The 16,726-nt window shown below is 73.2% G+C and carries 12 protein-coding genes and 1 pseudogene; 6 read left to right on the top strand and 7 right to left on the bottom strand.

The features are described from left to right. The first annotated feature begins 106 nt into the window (after window positions 1-106). Window positions 107-1,738 carry a DUF2079 domain-containing protein gene (locus ACFZBX_RS21535; protein ID WP_391535363.1) on the top strand — a complete coding sequence of 544 codons (1,632 nt, stop codon included), beginning with the start codon at window positions 107-109 and terminating at the stop codon, window positions 1,736-1,738. Window positions 1,739-1,780: 42 nt separating this feature from the next. Here the strand turns inward: ACFZBX_RS21535 and ACFZBX_RS21530 are convergent, their stop codons facing one another. Beyond that, entirely contained in the window at window positions 1,781-2,578 is a 798-nt protein-coding gene (locus ACFZBX_RS21530; protein ID WP_391535362.1) for an SGNH/GDSL hydrolase family protein, read from the bottom strand. 270 nt (window positions 2,579-2,848) lie between these two features. Next, window positions 2,849-3,199 (bottom strand): annotated as a pseudogene (locus ACFZBX_RS21525) (winged helix-turn-helix transcriptional regulator); the annotation flags it as partial. 97 nt (window positions 3,200-3,296) lie between these two features. Here ACFZBX_RS21525 and ACFZBX_RS21520 point away from each other — a divergent pair. Both ACFZBX_RS21520 and ACFZBX_RS21515 read left to right on the top strand, forming a co-directional pair. After that, a complete protein-coding gene (locus ACFZBX_RS21520; RefSeq protein WP_391535361.1) occupies window positions 3,297-4,511 on the top strand; it encodes a pyridoxal phosphate-dependent aminotransferase in 1,215 nt (404 codons plus the stop codon). 178 nt (window positions 4,512-4,689) lie between these two features. Further along, window positions 4,690-5,349: a ThuA domain-containing protein gene (locus ACFZBX_RS21515; RefSeq protein WP_391535360.1), complete on the top strand. Its 660-nt coding sequence runs from the start codon at window positions 4,690-4,692 to the stop codon at window positions 5,347-5,349. A gap of 99 nt (window positions 5,350-5,448) precedes the next feature. On the opposite strand, the gene ACFZBX_RS21510 is transcribed toward ACFZBX_RS21515, so the two are convergent. From ACFZBX_RS21510 to ACFZBX_RS21495, 4 genes are all read right to left on the bottom strand, one after another. Continuing rightward, window positions 5,449-9,930, bottom strand: a complete 4,482-nt coding sequence (locus tag ACFZBX_RS21510; protein ID WP_391535359.1) for a SpaA isopeptide-forming pilin-related protein — start codon at window positions 9,928-9,930, stop codon at window positions 5,449-5,451. Window positions 9,931-10,052: 122 nt separating this feature from the next. Beyond that, a complete protein-coding gene (locus ACFZBX_RS21505) occupies window positions 10,053-10,304 on the bottom strand; it encodes a hypothetical protein (protein ID WP_030302164.1) in 252 nt (83 codons plus the stop codon). Between the two features lie 67 nt (window positions 10,305-10,371). Next, window positions 10,372-10,830: a (2Fe-2S) ferredoxin domain-containing protein gene (locus ACFZBX_RS21500; protein ID WP_391535358.1), complete on the bottom strand. Its 459-nt coding sequence runs from the start codon at window positions 10,828-10,830 to the stop codon at window positions 10,372-10,374. A gap of 6 nt (window positions 10,831-10,836) precedes the next feature. Then, window positions 10,837-12,825 (bottom strand): heavy metal translocating P-type ATPase, encoded by a 1,989-nt coding sequence (locus tag ACFZBX_RS21495; RefSeq protein WP_391535357.1) that lies wholly within the window; start codon window positions 12,823-12,825, stop codon window positions 10,837-10,839. 98 nt (window positions 12,826-12,923) lie between these two features. On the opposite strand from ACFZBX_RS21495, the gene ACFZBX_RS21490 reads away from it, so the two are divergent. Together ACFZBX_RS21490 and ACFZBX_RS21485 are read left to right on the top strand one after the other, a co-directional pair. Further along, window positions 12,924-13,304: an ArsR/SmtB family transcription factor gene (locus tag ACFZBX_RS21490; protein ID WP_391535356.1), complete on the top strand. Its 381-nt coding sequence runs from the start codon at window positions 12,924-12,926 to the stop codon at window positions 13,302-13,304. A 48-nt stretch (window positions 13,305-13,352) separates the two neighbouring features. Next, window positions 13,353-13,769, top strand: a complete 417-nt coding sequence (locus tag ACFZBX_RS21485; RefSeq protein ID WP_391535355.1) for a DUF3592 domain-containing protein — start codon at window positions 13,353-13,355, stop codon at window positions 13,767-13,769. Between the two features lie 11 nt (window positions 13,770-13,780). On the opposite strand, the gene ACFZBX_RS21480 is transcribed toward ACFZBX_RS21485, so the two are convergent. After that, window positions 13,781-15,436 (bottom strand): FAD-binding dehydrogenase, encoded by a 1,656-nt coding sequence (locus ACFZBX_RS21480; RefSeq protein ID WP_391535354.1) that lies wholly within the window; start codon window positions 15,434-15,436, stop codon window positions 13,781-13,783. A 299-nt stretch (window positions 15,437-15,735) separates the two neighbouring features. Here ACFZBX_RS21480 and ACFZBX_RS21475 point away from each other — a divergent pair, with 299 nt between their 5' ends. After that, a complete protein-coding gene (locus ACFZBX_RS21475) occupies window positions 15,736-16,653 on the top strand; it encodes an SGNH/GDSL hydrolase family protein (RefSeq protein WP_391535353.1) in 918 nt (305 codons plus the stop codon). The last annotated feature ends 73 nt before the right edge of the window (window positions 16,654-16,726 follow it).

The raw sequence follows: 16,726 nt of genomic DNA, 5'->3' as shown, positions 1-16,726 counted from the left end.
GGTGCAGCTGTAGAGCGTACCGACAAGCCCCCGCCTGGCCGTCGGTTAGTGTGGTCGGCCGAGTACGAGCAACACCGGAGCGAACACCCAGCGGAGGAACCAAGGCATGTCCCGGCACGACGTGGCGCCGTACCCGGACACCGAAGGCCCCGAAGGCCCCGCGCGGCCCGCCGCCGCCGACGGCCGGCCGGACGCCCTCCGCCTCCCGCCCCGCGCCCGCACCGTCGCCTTCACCATGCTCTGCTTCGCGGTCTGCCTGGCGATCGCGGCCCAGCAGTGGACCACCCTCCAGCTCGGCGGCTTCGACCTCGGCATCTTCGACCAGGGCGTGCGCGGCTACGCGCACCTCGGTCTGCCGGTGTCGACGCTGAAGAGCTACCACCACGAGTTCCCGCCCGGCTTCTCGCTGCTCGGCGACCACTTCTCACCGGTGATCGCGCTGATGGCACCGCTCTACTGGCTCTGGGACGACCCGCGCTCGCTGCTCCTCGGCCAGGCGCTCTGCTTCGCCGCCGGCGTGCCGCTGATCCGCCGGATCGCCGACCGCTGCTTCGCCGGCGCCGACCCCCGCACCGCCCGCCGCGCCGCCGACCTGGCCGCCCTCGCCTACGGCCTGGGCTGGCCGCTGCTGGTGGCCTCGCGCGGCGGGTTCCACGAGGTGGCGTTCGCCGTGCCGCTGACGCTGCTGATGCTGGAGCGCGGAATGGCCCGGCAGTACTGGGCGTCCGCGCTGGCCGGCCTCCTGCTGTGCTGCACCAAGGAGGACATGGGCCTGGCGGTCGGCGCGTACGGCCTGGTGCTGCTGCTGCGCGCACGCCGGGAGCCGGACCCCGGGCGGCGCCGCCCGGCGGTCCGCTGGGGTGTCGGCCTGCTGCTCGGCGGCCCGCTCGCCGCGGCGATGGCGATCGCGAAGCTGATCCCGGCGATGGGCGGGGTACCCGGCTACTACTGGAACTACGAGGCGCTCGGCGAGGACGGCGGCTCGGCGGTCGCCAATGTGCTGGCCGACCCGACCCTCCTCGTCTCGGCGTTCTTCGACGCCCCGCTGAAGCCGCTGCTGCTGCTCTGGCTCTTCGGCACCCTGTTCCTCCTCCCGCTGCGCTCGGCGACCGTGCTGCTGGCCGTCCCGCTGCTCGCCGAGCGGGTGCTCTCCAGCAACCCGAACCACTGGTCGATCGCCCGGCACTACGACGCGTTCCTCTGGCCGATCCTGCTGGTCGCCGCGCTGGAGGTGCTGGGCCGCCACCACGACCGCGTGCTGACCCGGCGGCTCGGCGTGGCGGCGGCCGCCGTGACCGTCGCGGTCGCGCTGCCGCTCGGCGCGGCGAACCTGTTCGTGCCGGCCTACTGGCAGCCGAAGGCGAGCGAGGCGGCGCTGCTGCGCGCCGCGGCGCTGGTCCCGGACGGCGCCTCCGTGGAGGCCGACAACCAGGCGGCGCCGCGGCTGACCGCCCGCGCGGACGTGGTGCTGGTCGACGAGACGCCGCGCGGGCGCGAGTACGTGCTGATCCGCGCGGACAAGCGGTCCTTCCCGTTCCGCACCGACGGGGAGCAGGCGGCCCGGATCGAGCTGCTGCTGGCGCACGGCTACCGGACGGTCTGGTCGGAGGACGGCGTGTTCCTGCTGCACCGGGAGGGCACCGAGCCGGTCCCGGGCGAGCACGTGCCCGGCCCGGACTCCACCCCGTACGAGGACAAGGTCCCGTCCGACGTGGGCCGCAACCTCTTCCGCGGCTGACGGAACGCCGCGCCGGCCGCCGCCCGGCGGAAGCAGGCGCGCTCAGCCCTCGTACGGCAGCAGCTCCGCGCGCTTGGGCGGGCGGCCGTCGCCGGAGGAGCGGCCGGTGAGGCGGCGGCCGATCCACGGGCCGAGGTGGGTGCGGGCCCAGCGGGCGTCGGCGGCCAGCTTCTCGCCGCGGGTCGGCGGGGCGGCGGTCGCCAGCGGGGCGCGCCAGTCGAAGCCGGCGGGGCGCCCGAGCGCCTCCAGGACGGCCTCGGCGACCCGGCGGTGTCCCTCGGGCGAGAGGTGCAGCCGGTCCTCCGCCCAGAGCCGGCGGTCGTCGAAGCAGGGCGCGGAGAAGAGGTCGACCACGGCGATGCCCGGGTCCTGGGCGAGCTCGTGCACGAAGGCCTTCATCCGCAGGATCGCCGGGAGCAGCCGGGTGGAGCCGGCCATCCGCCGGGTCGGGTCGGTGCTGGTGAACATCACCACGGTGGCTCCGGTGGCGCGCAGCCGGGTGGCGGAGGAGCCGAGGAGCTCCTCGATCCGGGCGATGTCGCAGCGCGGCCTGAGCACGTCGTTGAGCCCGCCGGCCAGGGTGACCAGCTCGGCGCCCATGGCGGCGGCGTGCTCCAGTTGCTCGTCGTGGATCTGGCCGATGAGCTTGCCGCGGACGGCGAGGTTGGCGTACCGGAAGCCGCCGGCCGGATGGTCGGCGGCGAGCCGGGCGGCGACGCGGTCGGCCCAGCCCCGGAAGTGGCCGTCGGGCCGCAGGTCGTCGCACATGCCCTCGGTGAAGGAGTCCCCGACGGCGACGTAACTGCGGAAGGCGGTGGGCGTGTTCTCCGTGTTCTCCATGGCCCGTCGATCGTACGCGCGCCGACCGCAGCGGGGCCCGGCGGCCTCGGGATCAACGGCCACGGCAAGCGGACACCGATCGACCGTTCATCGGCCCCGGGCAGAGTGGGCCACACGTCGGCGGCGCCACCCTACGGATCCACGACCGGTCACGGGGGAATCGGTCCTGAAGAGCCACGGGTGCGCCGCCGGCCGTGTCCTCAGGCCCGGTCAGACCCCGACGGTCTCACCCGTCGGCTCCCCCACCTGCTGCTCCACCGCGCCGGTGATCCAATGCGTTCGAACCGCGTCGGTCGGCCGCTGCTCCCCCAGTGCGTCGAGCCCCCAGACGCCGAGCGCCTCGACGACCGGCCGCAGCGTGGCGCCGCGCGCGGTCAGCTCGTAGACGGTGGCGTTGGCCGGCCGTTCGAGCCGGCGGCGCTCGACGACGCCCTCGCCCTCCAACTGCTTGAGCCGCGCGGCGAGGATGTCGGTGGAGACGCCGGGCAGGTCGGCATGCAGGTCGGTGTAGCGGCGCGGGCCGGCCAGGAGTTCACGGACGATCAGGAGGCTCCAGCGCTCCCCCACCGCGTCCAGGGCGCGGGCGACGGCGCAGTACTGGTCGTAGCTTCGGCGTGACATGTGGATCAGCATAGCCAAAAGGTTGGACTTTCCAAGTGCCTACTTGGTAGAACAAAGCGACCAGGGTCGATGCGGGGTGACGGTCGGGAGGCCGCAGATGGAGTTTCGGCAGTCCAGCAAGCTGAATGACGTGTGCTACGAGATCCGCGGCCCGGTGGTCGATCAGGCCAACGCGCTGGAGGAGGCCGGGCACAGCGTGCTCCGGCTGAACACCGGCAACCCGGCCACGTTCGGCTTCGAGGCGCCCGAGGAGATCCTCCAGGACATCATCCGCAACCTCCCCCGGGCCCACGGCTACAGCGACTCGCGCGGCATCCTGCCCGCCCGCCGCGCGGTCGTGCAGTACTACCAGCAGCGCGGCGTCGACGGCGTGACCGTCAACGACGTCTACCTCGGCAACGGCGTCTCCGAGCTGATCCAGATGGCCGTCACCGCACTGGTGGACGACGGCGACGAGGTGCTCGTCCCGATGCCCGACTACCCGCTGTGGACGGCGGTCGTCCGGCTGGCCGGCGGCAAGGCGGTGCACTACGCCTGCGACGAGGAGGCGGACTGGTTCCCCGACCTCGACGACATCGCCGCGAAGATCACCGCCCGCACCAAGGCGATCGTGGTCATCAACCCCAACAACCCCACCGGCGCGGTCTACCCGAAGGAACTGCTGGAGGGCATCCTCGACCTCGCCCGCCGCCACCAGCTGATGGTGCTGGCCGACGAGATCTACGACAAGATCCTCTACGACGGCGCCGAGCACCACTGCCTGGCCGCCCTGGCCGACGACGTGCTCACCCTCACCTTCAACGGCCTCTCCAAGTCCTACCGGGTGGCCGGCTTCCGCAGCGGCTGGCTGGTCGTCTCCGGCCCCAAGCAGCACGCGGGCGACTACCTGGAGGGCCTCACCATGCTCTCCGGCATGCGGCTGTGCCCCAACGTGCCCTCCCAGTACGCCGTCCAGGCCGCGCTCGGCGGCCACCAGTCCATCAACGACCTGGTGCTGCCCAGCGGCCGCCTCGCCGAACAGCGCGACGTCGCCTACCGGGCCCTCAACGAGATCCCCGGCGTCAGCTGCGTCAAGCCCCGCGGCGCGCTCTACGCCTTCGCCAAACTCGACCCGGCCGTCCACCGCATCGTCGACGACGAGCGCTTCGTCCTGGACCTCCTGCTCCGCGAGAAGATCCACGTCGTCCAGGGCACCGGCTTCAACTGGCCCCGCCCCGACCACTTCCGCTTCGTCACCCTCCCCCGGGCCGACGACCTGGAGACGGCCATCAACCGCATCGGCCGCTTCCTCGCCACCTACCGCCAGACCTGACCCCCCCCCACCGCCGCCACGGGAAACCCCGCAGGAGCTCACCCTGCGGGCTCCTCGCCCGGAAGCCCGGAAAGCGGCCGGCGGGTTCGGCGGATGAGCGAGGAGGCGTGCTCCGGGTCCTGCCCGGGGTGGCCCCCTGTCGGCTGCCCGGTGACGGCAACTGGCAGGATCGTCCACCATGGCACGGATCCTGATCTACCGTCGCAACCTCCGCTTCCCGCACGCCTCCGTCGTCGACGGCACCCGCGCGCTGGGCGAGCTCGGCGAACGGCACGGCTTCACCGTCGACGCCACCGAGGACCCGGGCGTCTTCCGCCCCGCCACCCTGCGCCGCTACGCCGCCGTGGTGTTCCTCTCCACCGGCGGACCGGTGCTCGACGAGGCCGGACAGGACGCGCTGCGCGCCCACCTGACCGCCGGTCACGGCTGGCTCGGCGTGCACGCGGCGTCGAGCACGGCGTACGAGTGGCCGTGGTTCGAGGGGCTGGTCGGCGCCAGGTTCGACCGGCACCCGGCGATCCAGACCGCACCGGTCCGGGTCGCCGACCCCGACCACCCGGCCACCGCCCACCTGCCGGCCCGCTGGGAGTGGACCGACGAGTGGTACGACTTCCGCTCCGACCCGCGCGAGCACGGCGTCCGTGTGCTGCTCACCGTCGACGAGGCCGACTACACCGGGGCGGCAATGGGCCTGGCCGACCGTCACCCGCTCGCCTGGTGCGGGGAGCACGACGGCGCGCCGACCTTCTACACCGCCCTCGGCCACGCGCCCGAGGCGTACACGGACCGGGCCTTCCGCGGGCACCTGCTGGGCGGCCTGCGGCACGTGCTCGGCTGAGCGCGCGGGGCGCCGCCGCAGCCGAAACGGACGGACCGTCCGGAGCAGGAGGCCTGCTCCGGACGGTCCGTCCGTTCATCCATTCATCCGTACAGACGACTACCCGCCGTAGCTGCCGTAGTCGCCGTGGTCGCCGTAGTCTCCGTACCCACCGTGGTCGTCGTCCTTCTTCTTGTTGACGAGGTCGACGGTGACGCAGTCGTCGGCGTTCACCTGGATGGGGCCGGTGACCGGGTCACGCGGGAACTGGTAGCCATCGGGCGCAGCGGTCTCCCGCAGGTAGTACTGCCCGGCCGACAGGTGGTCGAAGTCGCAACCACCGTCGGAGGCGGTGGTGCAGCCACCCGCCTGGGTGTCCGGGTTGGCACCGCCGGTCTGCAGACCGGGGACGCCGTTGGTCTCCCGCCACAGCTCGAACACCGCACCTGCCACCGGCTTGCCCGAGTGGGCGTCCTTCTTGGTCAGGTGGATCGAGCCGTCACCCGGCGGCTTCGGCGACGGGCAGTCGCCGACGGTGACCTGAACGCCCTCGGCGGCGTTGGCCGCCGTCAGCACCAGCGGCCCGAAGACGGGCTCGGCCGGCAGGTCGTAGCCGGGGGGAGCAGCGATCTCGCGCCAGTAGTAGGTGCCCAGCTCCACCGTCCGGCGGCAGAAGCCGTCCGCACCGGTGGTGCAGGAGCCACCGACCTGGGTGTCGGGGTTCACGCCCGTGGTCTGAAGACCCGGAATCCCGTTGGTCTCCTCCCACAACTCGAACACACCGCCCGCGAGCGGAGCACCGGTCTCGGCGTCCGTCTTGAGCACCCGGACCTCACCGGTCACCACCGGCTGCTGAACGTCCGGCGCAGTCACCTGAACACCCTGGGCCGCATTGCCAGCCGTCAGCACCAGCGGACCAAAGACCGGGTTGGCCGGCAGAACATACCCGGGAGGCGCAGCCGTCTCCAGCCAGTAGTAGGTACCCAGCTCCACCGTCCGGACGCACAGACCATCCGCACCCGTGGTGCACGACGCACCCACCTGCGTGTCGGGGTTCACGCCGGTGGTCTGGAGACCGGGAATGCCGTTGGTCTCCTCCCACAACTCGAACACACCGCCCGCGAGCGGAGCACCGGTCTCGGCGTCCGTCTTGAGCACCCGGACCTCACCGGTCACCACCGGCTGCTGAACGTCCGGCGCAGTCACCTGAACACCCTGGGCCGCATTACCGGCCGTCAGCACCAGCGGACCAAAGACCGGGTTGGCCGGCAGAACATACCCGGGAGGCGCAGCCGTCTCCAGCCAGTAGTAGGTACCCAGCTCCACCGTCCGGACGCACAGACCATCCGCACCCGTGGTGCACGACGCACCCACCTGCGTGTCGGGGTTCACGCCGGTGGTCTGGAGACCGGGAATGCCGTTGGTCTCCTCCCACAGCTCGAACACACCGCCCGCGAGCGGAGCACCGGTCTCGGCGTCCGTCTTGAGCACCCGGACCTCACCGGTCACAACCGGCTGCGGCATGTCGGGAGCCGTTACCTGCACGCCCTCGGCGGCGTTGGCCGGGGTCAGCACCAGCGGACCGAACACCGGGTTGGCCGGAAGCACGAATCCGGGAGGCGCAGCGGTCTCCAGCCAGTAGTAGGTACCGACCTCCACCGTCCGGACGCACAGACCGTCCGCACCGGTGGTGCACGACGTACCCACCTGGGTGTCGGGGTTCACGCCGGTGGTCTGGAGACCGGGAATGCCGTTGGTCTCCTCCCACAGTTCGAACACACCGCCGGCCAGCGGGGCGCCGGTCTCGGAGTTCGTCTTGAGCACCCGGACCTCACCGGTCACAACCGGCTGCGGCATGTCGGGAGCCGTTACCTGCACGCCCTCGGCGGCGTTGGCCGGGGTCAGCACCAGCGGACCGAACACCGGGTTGGCCGGAAGCACGTACCCGGGAGGTGCAGCGGTCTCCAGCCAGTAGTAGGTACCGACCTCAACCGTCCGGACGCACAGACCGTCCGCACCGGTGGTGCACGACGTACCCACCTGGGTGTCGGGGTTCACGCCGGTGGTCTGGAGACCGGGGATGCCGTTGGTCTCCTCCCACAGTTCGAACACACCACCCGCGAGCGGAGCACCCGTCACCGCGTCCGTCTTGAGCACCCGAACCTCACCGGTCACAACCGGCTGCAGAGCATCGGGGGCCGTTACCTGCACGCCCTCGGCGGCGTTGGCCGGGGTCAGCACCAGCGGACCGAACACCGGGTTGGCCGGAAGCACGTACCCGGGAGGTGCAGCGGTCTCCAGCCAGTAGTAGGTACCGACCTCAACCGTCCGGACGCACAGACCGTCCGCACCGGTGGTGCACGACGCACCCACCTGCGTGTCAGGGTTCACGCCGGTGGTCTGGAGACCGGGGATGCCGTTGGTCTCCTCCCACAGCTCGAACACACCACCCGCGAGCGGAGCACCCGTCACCGCGTCGGTCTTCAGTACCCGAACCTCACCGGTCACAACCGGCTGCAGAGCATCGGGGGCCGTCACCTGCACACCCTCGGCCGCATTCGCCGGGGTCAGCACCAGCGGACCGAACACCGGGTTGGCCGGAAGCACGTACCCGGGAGGTGCAGCGGTCTCCAGCCAGTAGTACGTCCCGACCTCAACCGTCCGAACACACAGACCATCCGCAGCAGTGGTGCACGACGCACCCACCTGCGTGTCAGGGTTCACGCCCGTGGTCTGAAGACCCGGAATCCCGTTGGTCTCCTCCCACAGTTCGAAGACACCACCCGCCAGCGGCAGACCCGTCACCGCATCGGTCTTGAGGACCCGCACCTCGCCGGTCACCACCGGCTGCAGCATGTCGGGAGCGGTCACCTGCACACCCTCGGCCGCATTCGCCGGCGTCAGGATCAGCGGACCGAACACCGGATCGGCCGGCAGAACGTACCCGGGAGGCGCGGCCGTCTCCAGCCAGTAGTAGACACCGATGTCCACCGTCCGGACGCACAGACCGTCCGCACCGGTGGTGCACGACGCGCCAACCTGCGTGTCGGGGTTCACGCCCGTGGTCTGGAGACCGGGAATGCCGTTGGTCTCCTCCCACAGCTCGAACACACCACCGGCCAACGGCAGACCCGTCACCGCATCGGTCTTCAGCACCCGCACCTCACCCGTCAACGCGGGCACCGGAATGTCCGGGGCGGTCACCTGCACGCCCTCCGGGGCGTTCAGGTCCGTGAGGATCAGCGGTCCGAACACCGGGTTGGGCGGAAGCAGGTAGCCCGGCGGTGCGGCGGTCTCCAGCCAGTAGTAGGTGCCGGTCGGCACCGTCTGGCTGCACAGGCCGTCCGCACCGGTGGTGCACTGCGTACCCACCTGGGTGTCGGGGTTCACGCCGGTGCTCTGGAGACCCGGAATCCCGTTGGTCTCCTCCCACAGCTCGAACACACCACCCGCCAGCGGCAGACCCGTCACGGCGTCCGTCTTGAGAACCCGCACCTCGCCCGTCACCGGGACGACCGCGCAGTCGGGAAGGTCGCCGTCGAAGGGGTAGGCGTGGAACTCCTGACCGCCGCCACCGGTGGGCGCGCTGGTGTGGATGAGGCCGCCGGTGGTGAAGAAGCGGCCGTTGACACCGGGCAGGGTGACGGTGGTCTGCGAGGCCTGCTCGCCGATCAGGAAGCTGCCCTGGAACTGGCCGGTGCCCTCCAGGGTGACCGTGGTGGCGTCGGGGAAGTTCCACAGCAGGCGCTCACGGTAGGCGTTCAGCGGGTCGGTGTCGTTGATGTCGCCGCTGAAGGTGTTGATGGTCCGGTTCGCGCCGGTGATGTTGACCAGGATGGTGGCGTTCGCCGGGATGTTGGCGAAGGCGATGCCCTGCTGGGCGCCACCGGGGCCGGTGAGGTCGAAGTCGACGTTGAAGACCTGGAGCGGCGACACGCCGTCGCCGGTGAACAGGGTCTCGAAGCCCGCGTTCACCGCGATGCCGGTCGGGGTGCGGGGCACGCCGTCGACCCGGGCGTAGCAGTCCGAGGCCGCGGAGAGCTGGTCGCGCAGGCCGGCGTAGGGCTGGACGGCGTTGGGGTCCTGGACGAGGGTGCCGGTCACGTTGCCGGTGACGGTGCCGGCGTAGCGGACGACACCGCCCTCGGCCACCAGGGTCTGGCCGTCGGCGATGGTGACGTCGCCGCCGGTGGTGAGGAAGTCGGCGCCGTCCGGCGGGGGGACCCGGGAGCCGACGCCGACGATGCCGATGTTGTAGATGGAGCTGAAGCCGACGTCCTTGGCCTGGTCGAAGTCGTTGAGGACGACGACGCGGCCCTCGGCCTCGGCGGCCCGGCCGCGGACCAGGAAGTCGGAGCCGACGAAGACGTTGATCCCGTTGTCCCGGCCGGCGAACGGGCCGTTGTTGATCGGGGGGAAGGGGTCGGGACAGCTGCCGGGGACGCAGGGCCCCAGTCCGCCGGGGAGGGTCGCGGCCTCGGCGGACACGGCGCCGGGGCCGAGCGCGAGGACGGGGACGAGGGCCGAGACGATGGTGCACGGCAGTGCCAGGGCGGCGGCCTTCCGGCGGACGCGCGCTAACAGTCGGTTGAGGGAAGCCATAGTCGTAGCGTCCGGCAAACTCTCCGTGCGCAGCCGCCTGAGGGGCCCTCAGCTAGGCTGACCGGTGTGCGGACGTACCCGCTCAGACCAACCGTCACCTGCGGGCCGGGCCCGCGCCGCGTTCAGGACGCTTCGTCCCAGGGGGACGCCGCCCGGTTGCCGGTGCCGTCGCAGGTGCGGCAGATCTCGTCGCGGTAGGCGTGCTTGGCCCCGGTGGCGTCGACCCGGTAGCGGACGTAGACGCCGGTGCCGTCGCAGAGGAAGCAGTTGCCCCCGCCGCCGCCGACCTCGGTGGTGCCGGTGCCCTGGCAGGTCCGGCAGCTGAGGCCGGCGGTGCGGCCGGTGCCCGCGCAGATGCGGCAGACCGTGGTCATCGTCTTCCTCCCGTCGGAAACCCAGGCCATGGTAGGCGCTGACCGGTCCTTCCCGAACGGGTGCGGCTCAGCCCGGCAGGCCCGCGCTGACGCGGCGGGAGACGGAGATCTGCTGGAGGTCGAGCATCCCCGGCGGGTCGGCCAGGCCGGGGCCGCCGGCCTGCACCCACTCGGCGATCTCCTCGATCATGTCGTCCGCCAGCACCCAGCCCAGCCAGACCGGACGGCCGCCGGCCGCGCGGCCCTCGCTGGACGGGCCGACCACGACGACGTTGGAGTGCGCGCAGGTGTCCAGGCACTTGACGGCGCGGACCCGGCCGGCCTCGCCGACGGCCGCGCGCAGCCGCTCGTACTGGCCGGCGTGGTCGACGCCGGGGTGCTTCTCCTGGGTGCCGCAGCAGCAGCCCCGGCAGACGGTGACGGTGACCGGGGACGCCGGGCCGCGCCCACCGCCTTTCCCGCCGGACCGCTCACCTCCACGTTCACGATCACGTTCGCGTGCTCGTTCTCGTTCGCGACGACTCATGCTCCCTCAGCCCTCCTCGTTCCCCAGGGCACGCCGCCACGCCCGTTCGCGCAGCAGCCGCAGGCCGTTGAGGCCGACGATCACGGTGGAGCCCTCGTGCCCGGCGACGCCGAGCGGCAGGGGCAGCGTACCCGCCAGGTCCCAGACCACCAGGAGGGTGATGGCCGTCCCCGCAATCACCAGGTTCTGCACCACCAGCCGGCGGGCCCGCCGGGAGAGGGCGACCACGGCGGGGACGGCGGCCAGCTCGTCGCGGACGAGGACGGCGTCGGCGGTCTCCAGGGCGAGGTCCGAGCCGGCCCGGCCCATCGCGACGCCGGTGTGGGCGGCGGCCAGCGCGGGGGCGTCGTTGACACCGTCGCCGACCATCAGCACCCGGCGGCCGGCGGCGGCGAGGTCCTGGACGGCGGCGGCCTTCTCGTGCGGCAGCAGGCCGCCCCGGACGTCGGTGAGGCCGACGTCGGCGGCCAGCCGGGCGGCGGCGCGCGGGTTGTCGCCGGTGAGCAGCACGGGCGGGCGGGCGGTGAGCGCGGCCAGGGCCCGGACGGCGCCGGCGGCCTGGGCGCGCGGGCGGTCGGCGAGGCCGAGGACGCCGGCCGGCTCGCCGTCACGCAGTACCAGGACGGCGGTGCGGCCGTCCTCCTCCAGGGCGGTGACGGCGGGGTGGTCGCGGTAGGGGCCGGGGGCGCCGACGGCGACCACGGCGCCGTCGACCACGGCCCGCACGCCGACGCCGGGGGTGGCGGTGAAGTCGGTGGCGGGCGGCACGGCGAGGCCGCGCTCGCGGGCGGCGGCGACCACGGCGCGGGCCAGCGGGTGCTCGCTGGGGTGTTCGGCGGCGGCGGCGAGCGCCAGCAGTTCGCCGGCCGTGGTGGCGCCGAGCGGGTGCACCTCGGTGACCCGGGGGGTGCCCTCGGTGAGGGTGCCGGTCTTGTCGAGGGCGACGGCGTCGGCCTGGCCGAGGCGTTCCATCACCACCGCCGACTTGACCAGGACGCCGTGCCGTCCGGCGTTGGCGATCGCGGAGAGCAGCGGGGGCATGGTGGCGAGCACCACGGCGCAGGGCGAGGCGACGATCATGAAGGTCATGGCGCGCAGCAGGGCGTCGGCCGTTCCGGCGCCGAGGGCGAGCGGGACGGCGAACAGCAACAGGGTGGCGGCCACCAGGACGGCGGCGTAGCGCTGTTCGATCTTCTCGACGAACAGCTGGGTGGGGGCCTTGGTCTCGGAGGCCTCCTCGACCATGGCGACGATCCGGGCGATGACGGTGTCGGCGGGGTCGCGCTCGACGCGCACCCGCAGGACGCCGGCGCCGTTGAGGGTGCCCGCGAACACCTGGTCGCCGGGGCGCTTGGCGGCGGGCAGCGGTTCACCGGTGATGGTGGCCTGGTCGACGTCGCTCGCGCCGTCCAGGACGCGGCCGTCGGCGCCGATCCGCTCGCCGGGGCGGACCAGCACGGTGTCGCCGACGGCGAGTTCCGCGGTGGGGACGCTCTCCTCCGCGTCCGACCCGTCCGACCCGTCCACGCCGCCCGGGCCGCCCGGGCCGGCGCGCAGCCGGGTGGCGGTGGCGGGGGCGAGGTCGAGCAGGCCGCGCACGGAGTCGGCGGTGCGGGCGGTGGCCAGGGCCTCCAGGGCGCCGCTGGTCGCGAAGATGACGATCAGCAGCGCGCCGTCCAGCACCTGGCCGATGGCGGCGGCGCCGAGGGCGGCGACGACCATCAGCAGGTCCACGTCCAGGGTGCGTTCGCGCAGCGCGCGCAGTCCGGCGAGGGCGGGCTCCCAGCCGCCGGCGGCGTACGCGGCGGCGTACAGGGTGGCGGACGCCCAGCCGGGGGCGCCGCAGAACTGGAGGGCGAGCGCGGCCAGGAAGGCGGCCAGACTGCCGGCCGCCCAGCGGGCCTCCGGCAGCGCGAACACCCGGGTACGACGGGGGCGCGACGGCGGGGCCGGCGGGGCGGGGGCGGTCGCCCGGGTGAGCGTGGTGGCGGACATGGGCGCCACCTTACAGGAATACATGAACACACCTTCATGCGTTCATATGACATTAGAGTGCCCTCCCTGCGCCTATCGGTGCCCCGTAGGATTCCCCCATGGGACACGCAGCCGCCGAGAACGTCGTGCCGAGGATGCGCCTGGACGCGTCCAACGCCGCCAAGGTGGCGAACACGCTCCAGGCCCTCGCCACCCCGTCGCGGCTGCTGATCCTCGCCGAGCTCCGCGAAGGGCCGCGGGCCGCCACCGAGCTCGCCGACGCCGTCGGCATGGAGCAGTCCGCCTGCTCCCACCAGTTGCGCCTGCTGCGCAACCTCGGCCTGGTGGTCGGCGAGCGCCGGGGCCGCTCGGTGGTCTACTCGCTGCACGACGACCACGTCGCCGCGCTGCTCGACCAGGCCGTGTACCACGTCGACCACCTGCGGCTCGGGATCACCGGCGAAGGAAGGGCGAACTCCGCGCCAACGGACGGCAGTTGACTGCCGCAGCGGTGGGCGGGCAGGCCCGTCGGCGGTAGCCTGCGGGCCGTGAACCTCCTCGCGCTCGCGATCGGGACGGTCCTCGGCTGCGGTTCCTACTGCACCGGGTCACGCGCCTCGACGACGTACCGGATCCGCCGCCACGGAACACGGCTGCGCGCCCGGGTGACCGACGTCCGGAGCACGCCGGTGGGCGAGGGCGACGCCGCCGAGGACACCGTCCGGGTGCGCTTCGAGGTCCCGGACGGCCCCGCGGTGGAGGCGGTCACCTCGATGCCCCTGCGCGGGCCGACGGGGCTGAAGCCGGGCGACGAGGTCGAGATCGCCCACCTGCGGCGCCACCCCGGCAAGATGGTCGTCCTCGGCCACCACGCCGCCGACGGCGTCCCGCTGCTGGCCTACACGTCCGTGCTGTTCGCGGTGATGACCGTCTTCTTCCTCTGGATCGGCCTCACCATCGGCTGAGGGGACGGCCCCTACGCCGTGGCCTCGGCGGCCGCGCGGCCCGCGACGCGGCCGGAGAAGAGGCAGCCGCCGAGGAAGGTGCCCTCCAGGGAGCGGTAGCCGTGGACGCCGCCACCGCCGAAGCCGGCCGCCTCGCCGGCGGCGTAGAGGCCGTCGAGCACGGAGCCGTCGGGGCGCAGCACGCGGGCGGAGAGGTCGGTGTGCAGGCCGCCGAGCGACTTGCGGGTGAGGACGGACAGCCGGACGGCGATCAGCGGGGCGGCGTCCGGGTCGAGGATGCGGTGCGGCGCGGCGGTGCGGACCAGCCGGTCGCCGAGGTAGCGGCGGGCGCCGTGCAGGGCGGTCACCTGGAGGTCCTTGGCGAAGGGGTTGGCGAGCTGGCTGTCCCGGGCCTCGACGACGCGGCGCAGTTCGGCGGTGTCGATCAGCCGGGCGCGCGCCTTGGCGTTCATCGCGCGGGCGAGGTCGTACAGGTCGCCCGCGACGACGAAGTCCGGCCCGTGGTCGAGGTGCTCGCGGACCGGGCCGGGGACGCCTGGCAGGAGGCGCCGGAGCACCCCGCGCAGCGAGCGGCCGGTGAGGTCGGGGTTGTGCGCGGAGCCGGAGAGGGTGAACTCCTTCTCGATGATCCGCCGGTTGAGCACGAACCAGGTGTGGTCGTACCCGGTGGTCCCGATGTGCTCCAGGGTGCCGAGGGTGTCGAAGCCGGGGAACAGCGGGACGGGCAGCCGGCGGCCGCGGGCGTCGAGCCAGAGCGGGGAGGGGCCGGGCAGGACGCGGATGCCGTGCCGGGCCCAGAGGGGGTCGCGGTTGGCGATGCCCTCGGTGTAGTGCCACATCCGGTCGCCGTTGACCAGGGCGGCCCCGGCCCGAACGGCGACGCCGAGCATCAGCCCGTCGACGTGCGCGGGCACGCCGGAGAGCATCCGCCCGGGCGGGGCGCCGAGCCGGGCGGGCCAGGCCGCGCGGACGAGGTCGTGGTTGCCCCCGATGCCGCCCGAGGTGACGAGCACGGCCCGCGCGCGCAGTTCGAAGCGGCCGGCCACCTCGCGGGAGGCGGCCTCGCCGCGGGCCGCGCCGCTCGGCACCAGCACCTCGCCCGTCACCGTGTCGACGGCGCCCGCGCTCGCCGCCAGGCCGGTGACCCGGTGCCGGAAGCGCGGGTCGACCAGCCCGGCCGCGACGGCCGCGCGGACCCTGCGGACGAAGGGTTCGAGCAGGCCGGGGCCGGTGCCCCAGACGATGTGGAAGCGCGGGACGGAGTTGCCGGGGCCGTCGGCGAGCGCTCCGCCGCGCTCGGCCCAGCCGACCACCGGGAGGAACCGCACCCCCAGTGCCCGCAGCCAGGCCCGGTTCTCACCCGCGGCGAAGTCGACGTAGGCCTCGGCCCAGCGGCGCGCCCAGGCGTCCTCCGGCCGGTCGAAGCCGGCGGTGCCGAGCCAGTCCTGCCGGGCGAGGGCGTGCGAGTCGCGGATCCGCAGCCGGCGCTGCTCGGGCGAGCCGACCAGGAAGAGGCCGCCGAGGGACCAGTGCGCCTGGCCGCCGAGCGAGGCGGCGGGCTCCTGGTCGAGCAGGATCACCCGCCGCCCGGCCTCGGCGAGTTCGGCGGTCGCGACGAGGCCCGCGAGGCCGGCTCCGATGACGATGACGTCGGCGTCCAGGGCCATCCGGGCACTCCTCCGGGCTGCTCCGCGGTGACGGTCGCGCGGCGAGGGTCGCACGGTGACGGTCACGCCGTGAACGGTCGCGCGCATTCCGCTCCGCCGCGTTTCGGAATTGCCTCCGCTACACCGTGGAGCGAAATTCGGAATTCCCACCGGGCCGCCCGGTGAAACATTCCGACGGATTCCCGGAAATGTGCGCGCACAGCATGGACGCGACAGAAACCTGCCAGTAACTTACCTGTCGGTAGTAGCTGTGGCCCGGCTGTCCCTCCCCCACCCGTTTCTCTCCCCCAGGAGGAACCGTGCTCCGCCGTGCCCGCAATTCCCTGCTGCTCGCGTCCGCCGCGCTCGGCACCGCCCTGGCGATGACCGCCACCGGCGCGCAGGCCGCCACCCCCGCCCCGCACCGCTACGTGGCCCTCGGCGACTCCTACGCGTCCGGCGCCGGCGTCCCGAACCAGTCGGCGGGCCTGTGCCTGCGCTCCGACCGCAACTACGGCCACCTGGTCGCCGCCGCCCTGAACGCCGCCGCCTACCGCGACGTCACCTGCGCCGCCGCCAAGGTCAAGTCGGTCACCGAGGCCCAGTACGACCTCTTCCTGAAGGTCAACGACCCGCAGATCGACGCGGTGACCGCGGACACCGACCTCATCACCCTCGGGATCGGCGGCAACGACCTCGGCGACAGCGACATCGGGATCGGCGACGTGATCGCCACCTGCATCGCCGGCGCGGTGGTCAACCCGCTCGGCGCCCCGTGCACCGACGTCTACCACCACGGCTACTGGGACTGGTCCGGCTGGTCCTGGCGGTACGGCGCCGACGACCTCGCCGACCGGATCGACGCCACCGGGCCGAGGCTCGCCGACACCGTGCGCAGGCTGCGCGCCAAGGCCCCGAACGCCCGCGTCCTGCTGGTCGGCTACCCCTCGGTGCTCCCGGCCGACGGCGCCTCCTGCGTCCTGCGCCAGCCGCTCGCCCCGGGCGACGTCCCCTATCTGCACGGCGTGCTCAACCGGCTGAACGCGATGCTGAAGTCCACCGCCGCAGCGGTCGGCGCCACCTACGTGGACACCGCGGGCCCGACCCGCGGGCACGACGTCTGCTCGGACGACCGCTGGATCGAGGGCGCGTTGCCCGGCTCCCCGGCCGTCCCCTTCCACCCGAACGCGACCGGCGAGCGGGTCATGGCGGACGCCGTGCTGGCCGCGCTGCGGTAGGGCGTCTCCGACGACTCCCGCGAAAGCCCGAGGGGGCGGTGACCGGACCCCGGTCACCGCCCCCTCGGTCATG

The organism is Kitasatospora sp. NPDC008115, from assembly GCF_042957205.1.
Lineage (GTDB): Bacteria > Actinomycetota > Actinomycetes > Streptomycetales > Streptomycetaceae > Kitasatospora.
Note: the sequence above shows the minus strand (reverse complement) of the source record. Positions and strands in the feature narration are given on the sequence as shown.